The organism is Streptacidiphilus anmyonensis, assembly GCF_000787855.1.
Classification (GTDB): Bacteria; Actinomycetota; Actinomycetes; order Streptomycetales; family Streptomycetaceae; genus Streptacidiphilus; species Streptacidiphilus anmyonensis.
The window spans coordinates 32,579-49,185 of the sequence record NZ_BBPQ01000010.1 but is presented as its reverse complement, the minus strand read 5'-3'; the positions used below and the strand labels follow the sequence as shown (position 1 = coordinate 49,185).

The window sequence follows — 16,607 nt, the reverse complement described above, 5'->3', positions numbered from 1 at the left end:
ATCGGCGGCAGCACCTTGGCCGGACGATCAGCCCCCGAGGAACGAGAGCCGGACCGTACGGTTGACATTGCTGATGTTGGTGTCGATCAGCACCACGGACTGCCAGGTTCCGAGCGCGATCCGCCCGTCCACCACCGGCAGCGTCGCGTGCGGTGCGACCAGCCCCGGCAGGACGTGGTCCCGGCCGTGGCCCGGCGAGCCGTGGCGGTGCCGCCAGCGGTCGTCCGCCGGGAGCAGCTCCCGCAGCGCGGCCAGCAGGTCCTCGTCGCTCCCTGCGCCGGTCTCGATCACGGCGACGCCCGCGGTGGCGTGCGGCACGAAGACGTTGAGCAGGCCGTCCGCGCCGGCGGCCACCTCGTCGAGGAAGGACTGGCAGCGGTCGGTGAGGTCGACGGCGGTCTCGCGGTGTCCGGTGGTGAGCTGGAAGGTGCGGGTACTGAACGTCATGCGCCCATCTTCCCGGAACGGCCCCCGCGAGGGTTCAACCGCCCAGCAGGCGGCGCAGGTGTTCCTCGTCCTCGTCGCTCAGACCGGAGACGAAGCGCGCGAGCACGGTCTCGCGGTCCTGCTGCTTCTCGAGCTCGCTGCGCATCCGGCGAGCCGCGAGCCCCGGCGCGTCCGCGGCCTCGCGCGCGGGCGCGTAGGCGAACGCGCGACCGCTGCGGCTGCGCTCCACGACCCCCTTTTCGTGCAGTCGCGAGAGGATCGTGTTGACGGTGGTCCGGGCCAGTCCCCCGCCGAGCGACCGCTGGATCTCGGCCGGGGTCATCGGGCCCTCGGCCGCCCACAGCACGGACAGCACGCTCGACTCCAGCTCACCCGGATTCCGCCGCTGCCCCTCGGTCGCCACCTGCAAGCCACCCTTCCGCCGTCTTCGTGATTCCGCGGTTCCATCCACTACAGTGACACAGAACGACTACACACATGTAGACGATAAACGATTCGCAGCCACTATCGCAGGAGGATCGAACCCCATGGCTCCCGACCCCACGGGCGTGCACCAGCTCGCGGTGAACATCCTCGACGCGAACTCGCTGCTCGCCGCCTTCGGCGCCCTCGGCATCCTGGTCGTGCTCTTCGCCGAGACCGGACTGCTGGTCGGCTTCTTCCTGCCCGGCGACTCGCTGCTGTTCACCGCCGGCCTGCTCTGCACCACCAGCAAGAACGGGGTGCACCTGAACCTCGGCGCGGTACTGGCCTGCGCCGCCGTCGGCGCGCTGCTCGGCGCCCAGGTCGGCTACCTGATCGGGCAGAAGGGCGGCAAGACGCTGCTCGCCCGCACCAACAACAAGCACCTGCTGGCCGGCGCCGACCGCGCCGAGGAGATCCTGACCAAGTACGGCCATGCCAAGGCCATCGTGCTCGCCCGCTTCATCCCCGTCGTGCGCACCGTCCTCAACCCGATGGCGGGCGCGCTCAACGTCCCGGTCAAGACCTTCACCCTGTGGCAGGTCGTGGGCGGGCTGCTCTGGTCCGTCGGCGTGACCATGGCCGGCTACGCGCTCGGCTCCAGCATCCCCGACATCGACAAGTACCTCCTGCCGATCATCGGTCTGATCGTCGTGATCTCCGTGATCCCGATCGGCCTCGAACTGATGCGCTCCCGCAAGAGCAGCCCCTCCGCGGAGTAAGCACCCCTTGAACACCGTGAACACCGTGAACGACCTCGCACTGAACGGGGCCTCCATCGACGGCGGCCTGTACAGCTGGTTCACCCGGCAGGCGGAGAACGCGCCGCACTGGCTGGACGACGTGGTCTCCTTCTACGCCACCCTGGGCCTGGGCGTCTTCGCCCTGCTGATGCTCTGGGGCTGGTGGCAGGCCCGCCGGGCGCGCAGCGCCGCGGCGATGGCGACGGCCCTGTCCGTACCGGTCGTCGTCGTCCTCGCCTACGTGGTGAACGACCTCCTGAAGAGCGTCTTCACCGAGGTCCGACCGTGTCAGGCCATCGCCCACAGCTACACCCTCCAGCCCTGCCCCGGCGTGGGCGACTGGTCCTTCCCGAGCAACCACTCCACGATCGCCGCCGCCTCGGCGGCGGCGCTGTGGATCCTGGACCGCAGGATCGGGGTCATCGCCTCGGTACTGGCGCTGTTCATGGCCTTCTCCCGGGTCTGGGTCGGCGCGCACTACCCCCACGACGTGGTGGTCGGCCTCCTCGTCGGCGCCCTGGTGGCCGTCCCGGCCACCCTGGCCGCACGCCGCTACGCGCCCCCGCTGGTGGTACGCCTCCAGAGCGGGATGCTGCGCCCGCTGCTGACGGCCGCGGAGTAGCAACCGCGCGAACCGCTGAGCCCTCGCCGTGCACGGCGAGGGCTCAGCGCCACTCCCGCCAGGGGTAACGCGCGTCGCCGGCGCGGCGCACGCGGACCTGACCGAAGAGCGCACGCCCGGTGATCCGGACGATCGGGCCGTCCGCGAGCGTCTCGTCCTTCGCGGCCGACGGCAGCTGACGCTTGGCGAAGAGCGCGCTGCCCTCGTCGTAGACGCGGACGTGCGGCGGGAGCACCACCTCGACCAGGCCGCAGAAGGCGTCCGCCTCGATCACCACCTCGCGCCGGGTGAAGACCGCGTGACGCAGGTCGATCACGAGCTTGCCCCAGCGGGCCCGCACGGTGCTCGTCGGCGGCACCGGCCACTGCCCGCCCCGCCGCACCTTGCTGAACAGCGCCGTCACCGGCTGCGCACTCGGCGGCGCGACGGGCTGCAACTCGGTGGCCGAGACCGGCAGGTCCGCGGTGAGCGGGTGCAGCTCGGCCAACGTGCGCGCCGAGTAGGCGGCTTCGAGCCGCTGGGAGTGCTCGTCGGGATCGAGATGCCCCGTCGCGAGGGCGTCGGCCAGCACGGCGGCGACGCGGTCACGGTCGACGTCCCCCGCGCGCAGGACGGGGCCCTGGGACTCGGCGGACACGGGACGCGGTACGGGCTCGTTCACGACGACGTACTCCAGAGGATGCGGCGGTGCCGGGCGATGACAACACGATATGTCGCGACTGTAGCGCGGTCAATGCGTCGCGCCGTCACCGTTCCAGCGGGGTCCACCACTGGGTGCGGCGGCGGCCGACGCCGGTGCGGGAGACGCGCTCCGCGCGTTCCACGCGCGCCCGCTTGACGGTGCGGAAGCGGCGCGCCCGGCCGCGGGCGAGGTCCGCCGCGCCGATCAGGCCCGCCGTGTTGCCGAGCTCGGCCTCGAAGATCTCCGCCTCCGGGCGGAACCCGCGGCCGGTGAGGTTGCGCCGGTACGCCTCGCGCGCGGGGCGGAGCAACAGCTCGCCCGCCGCGGAGACGCCGCCGCCGATGACGAAGCGGCCGGGGTCCAGCGCGGCCGCGAGATTGGCCAGGCCGAGGCCGAGCCACTGGCCGATCTCCTGGAGCAGCTCCACCGCGCAGGGGTCGCCCTCCTGCGCCGCCTCCGTGACGAGCGGACCGGTGATGGACGCGACGTCGCCCTCGACCCGGTCCAGCAGCGGCTGCGCCACCGGCGACTCCGCCGCCGCGAGTTCGCGGGCCTCGCGCACCAGCGCGTTGCCGGACGAGTACTGCTCCCAGCAGCCGCGGTTGCCGCACGGGCAGCGGTGGCCGCCGGGCACCACCGTCATGTGGCCGAACTCGCCCGCCATGCCGTAGCGGCCGCGCTCCAGCCGGCCGCCGTGCACGATCGCGCCGCCGATGCCCGTGCCGAGGTTGACCATGACCAGGTGCTCCTCCCCCGCGCCCGCGCCGAAGCGCCACTCCGCCCAGGCGGCGGCGTTGGCGTCGTTCTCGACGATGACCGGGAGCCCCAGACGGTCGCTCAGCGCCTCCTGCAGCGGCTCGTTGCGCCAGCTCAGGTGGGGGGCGAACAGGACCCGCGCGCGCTGCGCGTCGACGAAGCCGGCCGCGCCGATGCCGACGGCGTGGACGTCGTGGCGGTCGGCGAGCGCGAGGACCAGCTCGGTGATGACGTCCTCGACGACCTTGGGGCTCTTGCTCTTGTGCGGCGTCTCGGTGCGCAGCTGCTCCAGGATCCGGCCCTCGCCGTCGACGACCCCGGCGGCGATCTTCGTGCCGCCGATGTCGATGCCGACCGTCGGCAGGCGCAGGGCCGTCCTGCGGACGTACTCGGCGTAATCGCTGCTCAACTCGCGTCCGATCCGTGCTCGCGCTGGTAAGTGCCGTCCATCCTGCCGCTTGGAGGGCGTCCGGCGCGATTCGGCTCGTTCGGACGGCTCAGCTCAGTTCGAGGGCGAGGAAGAAGTCCACCCGGTCCTCCAGGCGGGAGAGGTCACGACCGGTCAGCTCCTCGATCCGCCCGATGCGGTAGCGCAGCGTGTTGACGTGGACGTGCAGCGCGGCGGCGCAGCGGGTCCAGGAGCCGTCGTAGCGCAGGAACGCCTCCAGCGTGCGGACCAGGTCCGCCTGGTGTTCGAGGTCGTAGGCGATGACGCGGTCCAGCAGCCGGGAGCGGAAGGCGCGGCGCACCTCGTCCGGCACGGCCGCCAGCAGCAGCACGTGGGAGGCGAGCTCCTCGGGGCCGGCGACGCACAGGCGGCCGAGGCGGGCCGAGGCGATCCGGCGGGCGTGCCGGGCCTCCTCCAGCGCCCCGCGCAGCCCGCCGACGCCGTCCGCCGGCGCGCTGACGCCGACGGTGAGCCGGCCCTCCGGGCCGAGCCCGGCCTCGAGCGGGGCGAGCAGTTCGGCCAGCACCTCGGAGGCGGTCCGCTCGCCCTGCGGCTGCGGCAGCAGCACCACGGCCGCGTCGCCGTCGTCGCCGACCAGCGCGCGGTCGTCCAGGCCGGTCAGCGCCTCGGTGACGGCCTCGCGCGCCTCCCCCTCGGCGAGCGCCTGCCCGGCGACCGAGACGACCACCCAGGTGCGGGGCAGCGGCAGCTCGGGGCCGCTGCTCATCGCGTGCGCGGCCTCCAGGGCGCGCTGCAGCTCGTCCGGCACGGAGTCGCGCTGGAGCAGGGTGATCATCTCGTCGGCGAGCCGGGTGCGCAGCGTGCGGCCCTCGTCGCGGCGGGCCCGCTCGGCGGAGACCAGCCCGGCGAGGTTCTCCGCGAGCTGGCGGCGCTTGGCGGTCCAGTCGGTGATGTCGCCCTCGACCGCGAGCAGCCACTGGGCGAGCGGCGTCCCGCCGGGGACCGGCAGCAGCGAGAACTGGCGCTCGCCGACGCGGGTGCGGCTGGCGGGCGTGCTGCGTCTGCGCTGCGACTCCAGGTGGGAGCGGACCAGCGCCTCCCGCTCGGCGGCGTCGATGCCCTCGACCGGACCGGCGACCAGGCGGGCGGTCGGGGTGAGCACCCAGCTCTCCAGGTCGACGTCGCCGCCGAGGAGCTGGAGCACGGCGTCGAGGCCCGCGCCGCTGGCGGCGGAGACGAGCATGCGGTGGCGCTCGACCAGCGCGGAGAGGTCCGCGGCGCGGTCGGCGGAGACCTGACGGTTGACGAACTCGGTGACGGCCCCGAACGCGACGTCCTCACCGACGGCGAACAGCGGCATGCGGTGCCGCTCGCACGCGGCGACGAGATCCCGCGGCACGGGCCCGACCTCCGCCTCACCGGCGGCGAGTCCGGCGGCGCCGCCGGAGGCGAGGTGGCGCACGAAGCGCTCGGAGTCCTCCGGCTCGTACCGCCACAGCATCCCGGTGAGCACCAGCTCCCCGCCGTGCAGGTACCGGCTCGGATCCCGCAGGTCCGTGGTCATCACGCCGGTCACCACGCGGTCGAGCTCGTCGCTCCCCGCGAGCAGCCGCATCGGCGGTGCGGCGGGGGCCAGCAGCGCACCGATCCGCACGTCGGGTACCTCCGAAACTCGGCAAAAGGGATGGGCTTCCGGGGAACGGTACCGGAACCCCCAGGGGCGCGAGGAACCGCGCGCCCAGCCGAGATGGTGAATGACTGTCTGCTACCGCCTCTGGTTGCACTATCTCAAGGGGCGCGGGGAACTGCGCGAGCAACCACCGGCGTGCGGTGGTCCTGCTCGTTCGGCGACCCACCACTCAGGGTGGCTTGTCGCGCAGTTCCCCGCGCCCCTGGCGAGGTGCGACTGCCTGCGGGAGCGGAACTCAGCCCTGCAGCCCGCGGCGGGCGAGGAGCGGGGTGATCTCCGGGGCCCGGCCCCGGAACGCGGCGAACGCGGCCAGCGGGTCCTCGGTGCCGCCCGGGGCCAGGAGGGTGCGGCGGAAGATCTCGCCGCTCTCGCGGACCGGACGGTCGGACTCCTTGAACCACTCCACCGTGTCCGCGTCCAGGACCTCGGACCAGATGTAGCCGTAGTAGCCCGCGGCGTAGTGGCCGCCGGCGAAGACGTGGGCGAAGTAGCCGGTGCGGTAGCGCGGCGGGATGGAGGGGTGGGCCAGACCGTAGCGCTGGAGCGCGGCCGCCTCGAAGGCCTCCGCGTCGCCGGCGCCCTCGCCGTCGGGGGTGGTGTGCCAGGCCCAGTCCAGCAGGGCGGCGGCCAGGTACTCGACGGTGCGGAAGCCCTCGCCGAAGTTCTGGGCCTCACGGACCCGCTCGACCAGCGCGGGCGACATCGGCTCGCCGGTCTCGACGTGGCGGGCGTAGTTCTGGAGGACCTCGGGCCACTCCTGCCACATCTCGTTGACCTGCGAGGGGTACTCGACGAAGTCGCGCGGCACCTCCATCCACTGGGAGGGGTACTTCACGTCGGAGAAGAGGCCGTGCAGCGCGTGGCCGAACTCGTGGAAGAGCGTGCGCACCTCGTCCCAGCTGAGCAGGCACGGTTCGCCGGCCGGGGGCTTGGCGATGTTGAGGTCGTTGGTGACCACCGGGAGCTGGCCGAGCAGGTGCGACTGCTGGACGTACTCCGTCATCCAGGCGCCGCCGCGCTTGGACTCGCGGGCGAAGTAGTCGCCGATGTACAGGCCGACCGGCCGCCCGTCGGCCTCGCGGACCTCGAAGACGCGGGCGTCGGGGTGGTGGGCGACGAGCTCCGGCCGCTCGTGGAAGGTGAGGCCGTAGACCAGGCCGGCGGCGTGGAAGACGCCGCGGTGCAGCACCGACTCGAGCTCGAGGTACGGGCGCATCTGCGCGCCGTCCACGTCGTAGCGCTCCTTGCGGACCTGCTCCGAGAGGTACTGCCAATCGGACGCCTCGACGCCGGGCACGCCGGCCGTCTCGGCCAGCGCCGCGCCCTCGCGGTCGGCGTTGGCGACGGCCGGGCCGACGAGGCGGCCGAGCATCGAGTCGACGGCGTCGGTGGTGCCGGCCGTCTGGTCGGCGACCTCGTAGGCCGCGTGCGAGGGGAAGCCCAGCAGTCGCGCCCGCTCGGCGCGCAGCTGCGCCATCTGGACGGCGAGCGGTCCGTTGTCCTGGATGCCGCGGGCGAGCGAGGCCTCCAGCAGGCGGGCCCGCAGCTTCGGGTCGGTGAGCGAGGCGAGCTCGGTCTGGTTGCTGAAGCTCTTCAGGCTGAGCACGTACTTGCCGTCGTGGCCGAGGGCCTTGGCGTTCTCCGCGGCGGCGGCCACCGCGCCGTCCGGCAGGCCGGCCAGTTCCTCGGCGCTGTCCAGGACCAGGGCGGCGGCGCGGGTGGCGGCGAAGAGGTTCTGCTCGAAGGTGGTCCCGAGGGCGGCCAGCTCGGCGTTGAGCTCGCGCAGACGGGCCTGGCCGGCCTCGTCGAGGCGGGCGCCGCCGCGGACGAGGCGGGCGTGCCAGCGCTCCAGCAGGCGCAGGTCGGCCTGGTCCAGGTCGAGCTCGTCGCGGCGGGCGTGGACGGCGTCGATGCGGGCGAAGAGGGCGGGGTCGAGCTGGATCGCGTCGGTGTGCGCGGCGAGGCGGGGGGTGATCTCGGCGTCGAGCTCGCGCAGCACGGGCGTGGAATCGGAGGAGACTTTGTTGAAGAACACCAGACTCACCCGGCGCAACAGCTGTCCGGTGCGCTCCAGGGCGACGAGGGTGTTCTCGAAGGTGGCCGCTTCGGGGTTCGCCGTGATCTCGGCGATCTCCGCGAGCTGCTCGGCCATGCCGGCATCGAAGGCGGGCAGGTAGTGGGCCTCCTCGATCTCCGCGAACGGCGGAAGCTCGAAGGGAAGCGTGCTGGGCTGCAGGAACGGGTTCGACGTGGGCTGTGTCACAGGTCAGACACTACGCCGCGGGGTGGCAGTACCGCCGGGTCTTTTCGCAACCGGTCGCCGACCCGGCGGGCTCCATCCGCAGGCCGTGTGCCGTTCGCCGCCCGTTGGAGAAACGTACAGCCATCCGGGTGGGCTCGGCGGCGCGGCTCATGCCATCAGTGACTGACGGCACACCACCTGCGAATTGTGTACTGCTCACACCTCCCCTTGCACCTCCCCACGCATAGCTCGTCGTACCCACCGAAGGAGTCACCCGCATGGAGTTCCTGCGGCCCGCCACTTGGGACGAGGCACTCGCGGCGAAGGCCGAGCACCCGTCCGCACTGCCGATCTCCGGCGGTACGGACGTGATGGTCGAGCTCAACTTCGACCGTCACCGCCCGTCCGCCCTGTTGGACCTGAACCGGATCAGCGAGCTGACCGCATGGGAGTCCGGCCGTTACGAGGGCCAGGAGGGCGAGGTGATCCGGCTCGGCGCCGCGGTCCCCTACACCCGGATCACCCGCGAACTGAGCGCCGAGCTGCCCGGGCTCGCGCTGGCCGGCAACACCGTCGGGTCCCCCCAGATCCGCAACCGCGGCAGCGTCGGCGGCAACCTCGGCGGCGCCTCGCCCGCCGGCGACGCGCACCCCGCGCTGCTCGCCGCCGGACGTGACGTCCTGGTCGAGGCCGAGTCCGTGCGCGGCACCCGGCTGATCCCGATCGACGAGTTCTACGTCGGCGTCAAGCGCAACAGCCTGGAGCCGGACGAGCTGATCCGCGCCGTCCGCATCCCCGTGGCCGACGGCCCGCAGCAGTTCTCGAAGATCGGCACCCGCAACGCGATGGTCATCGCGGTGTGCGCCTTCGGCATCGCGCTGCACCCCAAGAACGGCACGGTCGGCACCGGCATCGGCTCGGCCGCCCCCACGCCGCGCCGCGCGGTGGAGGCCGAGGAGTTCATCGCCGGCGAGCTGGCCGAGCGCGGTCTGTGGCAGTCGGGCGGCCTGATCGGCCCGGCCGCGATCCAGCGCTTCGGTGAGCTGGTCGCCGCCGCCGCGTCGCCGATCGACGACGTCCGCGGGACCGCCGCCTACCGCCGCCACGCGCTGGCGGTCATGGCCCGGCGGACCCTGACCTGGACCTGGAACGAGTACACGCAGTCCCTGAGGAGCGCAGCATGAGGGTGACCTTCACCGCCAACGGCCGCGAGGTCGAGGCGGACGACGTCTGGGAGGGCGAGAGCCTCCTGTTCATGCTGCGCGAGCGTCTGGGCCTGCCGGGCTCCAAGAACGCCTGCGAGCAGGGCGAGTGCGGCAGCTGCACCGTGTACCTCGACGGCGCCCCGGTCTGCTCCTGTCTGGTCGCGGCCGGCCAGGTGCAGGACCGCGAGGTCCGCACCGTCGAGGGCCTGGCCGACCCGGAGGGCGGCCTGGACGAGGTGCAGCAGGCGTTCGTCGACGCGGGCGCCGTGCAGTGCGGCTTCTGCACCCCGGGTCTGCTGGTGCAGTCCCACGACCTGCTGGAGCGCAACCCGCAGCCCAGCGACAACGACATCCGCGAGGCCCTCTCCGGCAACCTGTGCCGCTGCACCGGTTACGAGAAGATCATGGACGCCGTCCGCCTCGCCTCGGCCCGCAAGTGTTCGAGCTCGGAGGTGTCCCAGTGAGCACGATCCGCACCGAGAAGAACCTCCAGAACATCACCACCGCCCATCCGGACGGCATCGGCGGCTCGCCGCTGCGCCCGGACGGCATCCTGAAGGTCAGGGGCGAGTTCGCCTACTCCTCGGACATGTGGCACGAGAACATGCTCTGGGGCATGGCGCTGCGCTCGCCGCACGCCCACGCGCGCATCCTCTCCGTCGACATCTCCGAGGCCGTGAAGCACCCCGGCGTCGAGGCCGTGATGACGCACGAGGACATCCCCGGCGCCAAGTACTACGGCCTGGAGATCAAGGACCAGCCGGCGCTGGCCATGGGCAAGATCCGCTACCACGGCGAGGCCATCGCCATCGTCGCCGCGGACCACCCGGAGACGGCCCGCCGCGCGCTGGCCAAGATCAAGGTCGAGTACGAGATCCTGCCGACCATCACCACCGAGGAGCAGTGCCTCGACCCGGAGACCTACGGGTACGTGCACGAGCCGGACGAGTACAAGGGCCACGCCTCCGGCAACGTCGTCCACTCGCAGAAGCTGATCTCCGGTCTGGGCGTCACCGACGAGGTGCGTGCGCTGGCCGACGTCGTCATCAAGGGCGACTACGTGGTCGGCATGCAGGACCAGGCCTTCCTCGGCCCGGAGTCCGGCCTCGCCGTGCCCGCCGAGGACGGCGGCGTCGACCTCTACATCGCCACCCAGTGGCTGCACGTGGACCGCGAGCAGATCGCGCCCGTCCTCGGCCTGCCCGAGAACAAGGTGCGGCTCACCCTCGCCGGCGTCGGCGGCGCGTTCGGCGGCCGCGAGGACCTGTCGATGCAGATCCACGCCTGCCTGCTGGCGCAGCGCACCGGAAAGCCCGTCAAGATCGTGTACTCCCGCGAGGAGTCCTTCTTCGGCCACGTGCACCGCCACCCCGCCAAGCTCACCTACGAGCACGGCGCGACCCGCGACGGCAAGCTGGTCTACTGCGACGCCCGCATCGTGCTGGACGGCGGCGCCTACGCCTCCGCCTCCCCCGCCGTCGTCGGCAACGCGGCCTCCCTGGGCATGGGCCCCTACGAGGTGCCGAACGTCAACATGCTCGCCGTCGCCCTCTACTCCAACAACCCGTCCTGCGGCGCGATGCGCGGCTTCGGCGCGGTCCAGGCCTGCTTCGCCTACGAGGCGCAGATGGACAAGCTGGCCGCCGAGCTCGGCATGGACCCGGTGGAGCTGCGTCAGATCAACGCCGTCGAGCAGGGCTCGATCATGCCGACCGGCCAGGAGATCGACGCCCCGGCCCCCGTCGCCGACCTGCTGCGCCGCGTCAAGGCGCTGCCGCTCCCGCAGGAGCTGGACACCACCCACCTGGACGTCCGCGACATCCCCGGCGCGCTGTCCAACACCTCGCACGGCGAGGGCATCGTGCGCGGCGTCGGCTACGCGGTCGGCATCAAGAACGTGGGCTTCTCCGAGGGCTTCGACGACTACTCCACCGCCCGGGTGCGCCTGGAGGTCATCGGCGGCGAGCCGGTCGCCATGGTGCACACGGCCATGGCCGAGGTCGGGCAGGGCGGCGTCACCGTCCACGGCCAGATCGCCCGTACCGAGCTCGGCGTCGAGCAGGTCACCATCCACCCCGCCAACACCGAGGTGGGATCGGCCGGTTCGACCTCCGCCTCGCGGCAGACCTACATGACCGGCGGCGCCGTCAAGCTCGCCTGCGAGGCGGTCCGCAACGAGCTGGTCGCGCTCGGCCGCAAGCGCTACGGCTGGGACTACAACGACCTGTCCCTGGTCGGCGGCAAGGTCGTCTCCGCCTCCGCCGGGGTCCTGGTCCCGATCGCGGACCTGCTCGGTGACACGGCGATCGACCTGACCCGCGAGCACCACCACCGGCCGACCGTCCCCTTCGACAAGGAGACCGGCCAGGGCTTCGGCCACGTCCAGTACACCTTCTGCGCCCACCGCGCGGTGGTGGACGTGGACGTGGAGCTGGGCCTGGTCAAGGTGGTCGAACTGGCCGCCGCCCAGGACGTGGGCAAGGCGCTCAACCCGCTCTCCGTGGTCGGCCAGATCCAGGGCGGCTCCACCCAGGGGCTCGGCCTCGCGGTGATGGAGGAGATCGTCGTCAAGGACGGCAAGGTCAGGAACCCGTCCTTCACCGACTACCTCATCCCGACCATCCTGGACACTCCGCCGATGCCGGTGGAGGTCCTCGAACTCGCCGACGAGCACGCCCCCTACGGGCTGCGCGGCGTCGGCGAGGCGCCCACCCTCTCGTCCACCCCGGCCGTGGTCGCGGCCATCCGAGCCGCCACGGGTCTCGCGCTGAACCGGGTACCGGTCCGCCCCGAGCACCTGACGGGCACCGGGGAGTAACAGGACGTCACAGACCACCCCGGGGCAGGGCACAGCCATGTCAGGTCTTCCCGCCGCCCCGCCCCGGGGTCACCCGAAACGCACCACAAGGCACCGCAAGGCACCACGGAAAGAAAACGATGTACCCCGCACCAGCCGGCACGACGCCTTCGCCGAGGCCAGTGACCACCCGGCAGCACCACCCGTAAAGCGCGCCGCACCGTCCCCTGTTTCCCCACCTAGCGGGTCACCCAGGCCGGCCGCCCCACCCCAACCCCCTTCGAAACTTGGGAGTGGAACCGTGACCCAGATTTCCACGGAATCCAGCGTCTCTTCATCCGACCCCGACAGATCGTCCACGCCGAAGCCCAAGAACGCGCTCGACGCGTTCTTCAAGATCTCCGCCCGCGGATCCAGCGTCGCGGGCGAGGTCCGAGGTGGTCTGACCACCTTCATGGCGATGGCGTACATCCTGTTGCTGAACCCGATCATCCTGTCCGTCCCGGACGTGAACGGGCAGCACCTCAGCCACGCGCAGGTCACCACCGCCACCGCGCTCGCCGCGGCGGTCACCACCATCCTGCTCGGCGTCGTCGGCAACGCGCCGCTCGCCGCGGCCGCCGGGCTCGGCGTCTCCAACACCCTGGCCGCGGTGATGGCGCCTCATGTCACCTGGCCCCAGGCCATGGGCCTCTGTGTCATCTACGGCGCCGCGATCGTGCTGCTGGTCGTCACCGGCCTCCGCGAGAAGATCATGAACGGCATCCCGATGGCGCTCAAGCACGCCATCACCATCGGGATCGGCCTGTTCATCGCGCTGATCGGCCTGGTCAACGCGGGCTTCGTGTCGCGCCTCCCGGACGCCGCCCACACCGACACCCCGCTCCAGCTGGGCGTCAACGACAACCTGCAGGGCTGGCCGGTGCTGATCTTCGCGATCACCCTGCTGACCATCTTCATCCTGCAGACCCGCAAGGTCCCCGGCGCGATCCTGATCGGCATCGTGGTCGGCACCGTGCTGTCGCTGATCCTCAACGCCGCGCTGAACATCCCCGACGCCACCTGGGGCATCTCGGTCCCGAAGTGGCCCGGGAACCCGGTCGCCTCACCGGACTTCGGCCTCTTCGGGCACATCGACCTGTTCGGCGCGTTCAGCAGCAAGGGCATGGGCGCGCTGAGCGCCGGGTTCGCCGTCTTCGCGCTGGTCCTGGCCGGCTTCTTCGACGCGATGGCGACCATCATCGGCATCGGCACCGAGGCGGGCCTCGCCGACGAGCAGGGCCGGATGCCCGGCGTCTCCAAGGCGCTGTTCATCGACGGCACCGGCGGCATCATCGGCGGTGTGGCGGGCGCCTCCGGCCAGACGGTCTTCATCGAGTCGGCGACCGGCGTCGGCGAGGGCGCGCGCACCGGTCTCTCCAGCGTCGTCACCGGTGTGGTCTTCGCGGCCATGCTGTTCTTCACCCCGCTGGCCGGCATGGTGCCCGGTCAGGTGGCGGCCGCCGCGCTGGTCGTCATCGGTTCGATGATGCTGGCCCAGGCCCGTCACATCGAGTGGGCCGACCGCGAGGTGGCGATCCCCGCCTTCCTCACCATCGCCCTGATGCCGTTCACCTACTCGATCACCGCCGGTGTCGGCGCGGGCGTCATCGCCTACTGCGCCATCAAGGCCGGACGTGGCCGCTGGCGCGAGCCGGGCGTGCTGATGTGGGGTCTGACCGCGGTCTTCCTCGTTTACTTCGCCCTGCATCCGATCAAGCTCTGGCTCGGGGTCCACTGAGCCGATGCCGGGCCGCCCTCCTGGAAGGAGGGCGGCCCGGCACCACCCGTAGCCGTCACCGCACGAAGGAGCGCCTCCCCATGCAGGACATCGCCGAGCAGCTCGCCGCCTGGCACGCCGCCGGGCGCCCCTTCGCCGTGGCCACCGTCGTCGCCGTGTCCGGGAGCGCCCCGCGCGACCCGGGCGCCGCGCTTGCTGTGGACGCGGACGGCGAGGCCGTGGGTTCCGTCTCCGGCGGCTGCGTCGAGGGCGCCGTCTACGAGCTCTGCCAGGAGGCCCTGGAGAGCGGCGAGCCGGTGCTGCACCGCTTCGGCTACAGCGACGAGGACGCCTTCGCGGTGGGCCTCACCTGCGGCGGGATCATCGACGTCTTCGTGCAGCCGGTGCGACCGGGCGCCGACGACGGCATGGACGCCGGGGTCGCCTACATCCACTCCGGCACGCCCGTCGCGCTGGTGCGCTGCATCAGCGGCCCGGCGCAGCTGCTCGGCGCGACGCTGGCCGTCACCGGCGACGCGCACCACGGGACGCTGGACGCACCGGCGTTGGAGGGGCCCGCCGTGCGCCAGGCCCGCGCGATGCTCGACGCCGGCCGCACCGGTCAGCTGACGTTCGCCCTCGACGGCCGTCCCTGCGACCCGAACTCCGACGAGGCCGCGGTGTTCTTCGTCGAGTCCTACGCGCCCGCCCCGCGCATGATCGTCTTCGGGGCCATCGACTTCGCGGGTGCGGTGGCCCGGGTCGGCAAGTTCCTCGGCTACCACGTGACGGTGTGCGACGCGCGCCCCGTCTTCGCGACCGAGCGCCGGTTCCCCGAGGCGGACCGGGTCGTCGTCGACTGGCCGCACCGCTATCTCGACGCGGAGGCCGCGGCCGGCCGCATCGACGCGCGGACCGCCCTGTGCGTGCTGACCCATGACGCCAAGTTCGACATCCCGCTGCTGGAGCGCGCCCTGCGGATGCCGCTCGGCTTCGTCGGCGCGATGGGCTCTCGCCGCACCCACCTCGAGCGGCTCGACCGCCTGCGCGGGACGGGTCTGACCGAGGTGGAGCTGACCCGGCTGCGCTCCCCCATCGGCCTGGACCTCGGCGCGCGCACCCCGGAGGAGACGGCCGTGGCCGTCGCCGCCGAGATCGTCGCGCACCGCCGCGGCGGTGGCTGCCTCCCGCTCAGCGCGCACGACGGCCCGATCCACCATGACCTGCGGTCGAAGGCCGAGGAGCCCCGCCGCATCGCCTGACTTCAAGAATTGAAGTCTGAACCTCGGGCTTGTCCCTGATTTCTCGCGGTTTTGACTTAAGAAACTAAAGGCATATGGTCGGCACGTTGACCTTGTTCTTCAGGAGCACAACGTGACCACCACATCGCCCGCGCCCGGGAAGTCGGCGACCGCACCGTCGGACAACCTGGGCCATGTCATCTTCATCACCGCCGCGGCCGCCATGGGCGGCTTCCTGTTCGGCTACGACAGCTCCGTGATCAACGGCGCGGTCACCGCGATCCAGCACCGGTACCACGTGGGCTCCGCCGAGCTCGCGCAGGTCGTGGCCGTCGCGCTGATCGGCAGCGCGATCGGCGCGGCGCTGGCCGGGCGGATGGCCGACCGGATCGGCCGGATCAGGGTGATGCAGATCGCCGCCGCCTTGTTCACCGTCAGCGCCGTCGGCTCCGCGCTGCCGTTCTCGCTGTGGGACCTGGTGCTGTGGCGCACCCTCGGCGGCATCGGCATCGGCATGGCGTCGGTGATCGGCCCCGCCTACATCGCCGAGGTCGCCCCGCCCGCCTACCGCGGCCGGCTCGGCTCGTTCCAGCAGGCGGCGATCGTGGTGGGCATCGCGATCTCACAGCTGGTCAACTGGGGCATCCTGCAGGCCGCCCACGGCGACCAGCGCGGCCACCTGCTCGGCGTGGAGGCCTGGCAGGTCATGCTCGGCGTGATGGTGGTCCCGGCTGCGCTCTACGGCCTGCTCTCCTTCGCGATCCCCGAGTCCCCGCGCTTCCTGATCTCCGTCGGGCGGACCGACCGCGCCAAGGCCGTCATCGCCGAGGTCGAGGGCGCCGGCACGGACCTTGACGCGCGCGTCGCCCAGATCGACGCGGCGATGCGCAGCGAGCACCGGTCGACCTTCCGCGACCTGCTCGGCGGCCGCTTCGGGCTGCTGCCGGTCGTCTGGGTCGGCATCGGACTGTCGGTGTTCCAGCAGCTGGTCGGCATCAACGTGGCCTTCTACTACAGCTCCACGCTGTGGCAGTCGGTCGGCGTCGACCCCAGCTCCTCGTTCCTCTACTCGTTCACCACGTCGATCATCAACATCGTCGGCACGGTCGTGGCGATCGTCCTGGTGGACCGGATCGGCCGCAAGCCGCTGGCGCTGATCGGCTCCGTCGGCATGACCGTCGCGCTGGCGCTCGAAGCCTGGGCCTTCGCCTGGTTGCACGACGGCACGCTCCCGCACGCGCAGGGCGTGGTGGCGCTGGTCGCGGCGCACGCCTTCGTCTTCTTCTTCGCCATGTCCTGGGGCGTGGTGGTCTGGGTGATGCTCGGCGAGATGTTCCCGAACCGCGTCCGGGCGGCGGCGCTGGGCGTCGCGGCGGCGGCCCAGTGGATCGCCAACTGGGTCATCACCGCGAGCTTCCCGAGCCTGTCGGGCTGGAACCTGACGGCCACGTACGTGATCTACGCGGCGTTCGCCCTGCTCTCGATCCCGTTCGTGCTGCGCTTCGTCCCCGAGACCAAGGGCAAGGCGCTGGAGGAGATGGGCTGACGGACG

The 16,607-nt window shown here is 72.0% G+C and carries 14 protein-coding genes; 8 read left to right on the top strand and 6 right to left on the bottom strand.

What is annotated here, in order from left to right; translation table 11 throughout:
* Positions 1-27: 27 nt before the first annotated feature.
* Positions 28-447 (bottom strand): secondary thiamine-phosphate synthase enzyme YjbQ, encoded by a 420-nt coding sequence (locus TR50_RS12800; RefSeq protein WP_042419668.1) that lies wholly within the window; start codon positions 445-447, stop codon positions 28-30.
* Positions 448-481: 34 nt separating this feature from the next.
* Positions 482-850 (bottom strand): BlaI/MecI/CopY family transcriptional regulator, encoded by a 369-nt coding sequence (locus TR50_RS12795; protein ID WP_042419978.1) that lies wholly within the window; start codon positions 848-850, stop codon positions 482-484.
* Between the two features lie 124 nt (positions 851-974).
* Here TR50_RS12795 and TR50_RS12790 point away from each other — a divergent pair, with 124 nt between their 5' ends.
* Entirely contained in the window at positions 975-1,631 is a 657-nt protein-coding gene (locus tag TR50_RS12790) for a DedA family protein (RefSeq protein ID WP_042419663.1), read from the top strand.
* A 25-nt stretch (positions 1,632-1,656) separates the two neighbouring features.
* Entirely contained in the window at positions 1,657-2,274 is a 618-nt protein-coding gene (locus TR50_RS12785; RefSeq protein WP_052440961.1) for a phosphatase PAP2 family protein, read from the top strand.
* Between the two features lie 43 nt (positions 2,275-2,317).
* On the opposite strand, the gene TR50_RS12780 is transcribed toward TR50_RS12785, so the two are convergent.
* The 4 genes from TR50_RS12780 to TR50_RS12765 form a co-directional block, all read right to left on the bottom strand.
* Positions 2,318-2,935, bottom strand: coding sequence for a DUF1707 SHOCT-like domain-containing protein (locus TR50_RS12780; protein ID WP_236654392.1), 618 nt, complete (start codon positions 2,933-2,935; stop codon positions 2,318-2,320).
* An 85-nt stretch (positions 2,936-3,020) separates the two neighbouring features.
* Entirely contained in the window at positions 3,021-4,133 is a 1,113-nt protein-coding gene (locus TR50_RS12775) for an ROK family glucokinase (RefSeq protein ID WP_042419652.1), read from the bottom strand.
* A 76-nt stretch (positions 4,134-4,209) separates the two neighbouring features.
* Positions 4,210-5,775, bottom strand: coding sequence for a PucR family transcriptional regulator (locus TR50_RS12770; protein ID WP_042419649.1), 1,566 nt, complete (start codon positions 5,773-5,775; stop codon positions 4,210-4,212).
* A gap of 271 nt (positions 5,776-6,046) precedes the next feature.
* Positions 6,047-8,074: a M3 family metallopeptidase gene (locus TR50_RS12765; RefSeq protein ID WP_042419646.1), complete on the bottom strand. Its 2,028-nt coding sequence runs from the start codon at positions 8,072-8,074 to the stop codon at positions 6,047-6,049.
* 257 nt (positions 8,075-8,331) lie between these two features.
* On the opposite strand from TR50_RS12765, the gene TR50_RS12760 reads away from it, so the two are divergent.
* The 6 genes from TR50_RS12760 to TR50_RS12735 all read left to right on the top strand — a co-directional run bounded on the left by TR50_RS12760 (position 8,332) and on the right by TR50_RS12735 (position 16,601).
* Entirely contained in the window at positions 8,332-9,237 is a 906-nt protein-coding gene (locus TR50_RS12760) for an FAD binding domain-containing protein (protein ID WP_042419644.1), read from the top strand.
* Entirely contained in the window at positions 9,234-9,722 is a 489-nt protein-coding gene (locus TR50_RS12755) for a (2Fe-2S)-binding protein (protein WP_042419642.1), read from the top strand. Before TR50_RS12760 ends, TR50_RS12755 begins: the two co-directional genes overlap by 4 nt.
* The gene (gene pucD, locus TR50_RS12750; RefSeq protein ID WP_439654215.1) at positions 9,719-12,076 is read left to right on the top strand and encodes a xanthine dehydrogenase subunit D; all 2,358 of its coding nucleotides are present in this window, start codon (positions 9,719-9,721) and stop codon (positions 12,074-12,076) included. Before TR50_RS12755 ends, pucD begins: the two co-directional genes overlap by 4 nt.
* 280 nt (positions 12,077-12,356) lie before the next feature.
* Complete coding sequence (locus TR50_RS12745; RefSeq protein WP_042419638.1) at positions 12,357-13,835, top strand: NCS2 family permease; 1,479 nt, start codon at positions 12,357-12,359, stop codon at positions 13,833-13,835.
* Positions 13,836-13,915: 80 nt separating this feature from the next.
* Positions 13,916-15,076 carry an XdhC family protein gene (locus TR50_RS12740; RefSeq protein ID WP_042419636.1) on the top strand — a complete coding sequence of 387 codons (1,161 nt, stop codon included), beginning with the start codon at positions 13,916-13,918 and terminating at the stop codon, positions 15,074-15,076.
* A gap of 112 nt (positions 15,077-15,188) precedes the next feature.
* Entirely contained in the window at positions 15,189-16,601 is a 1,413-nt protein-coding gene (locus tag TR50_RS12735; RefSeq protein WP_042419633.1) for a sugar porter family MFS transporter, read from the top strand.
* The last annotated feature ends 6 nt before the right edge of the window (positions 16,602-16,607 follow it).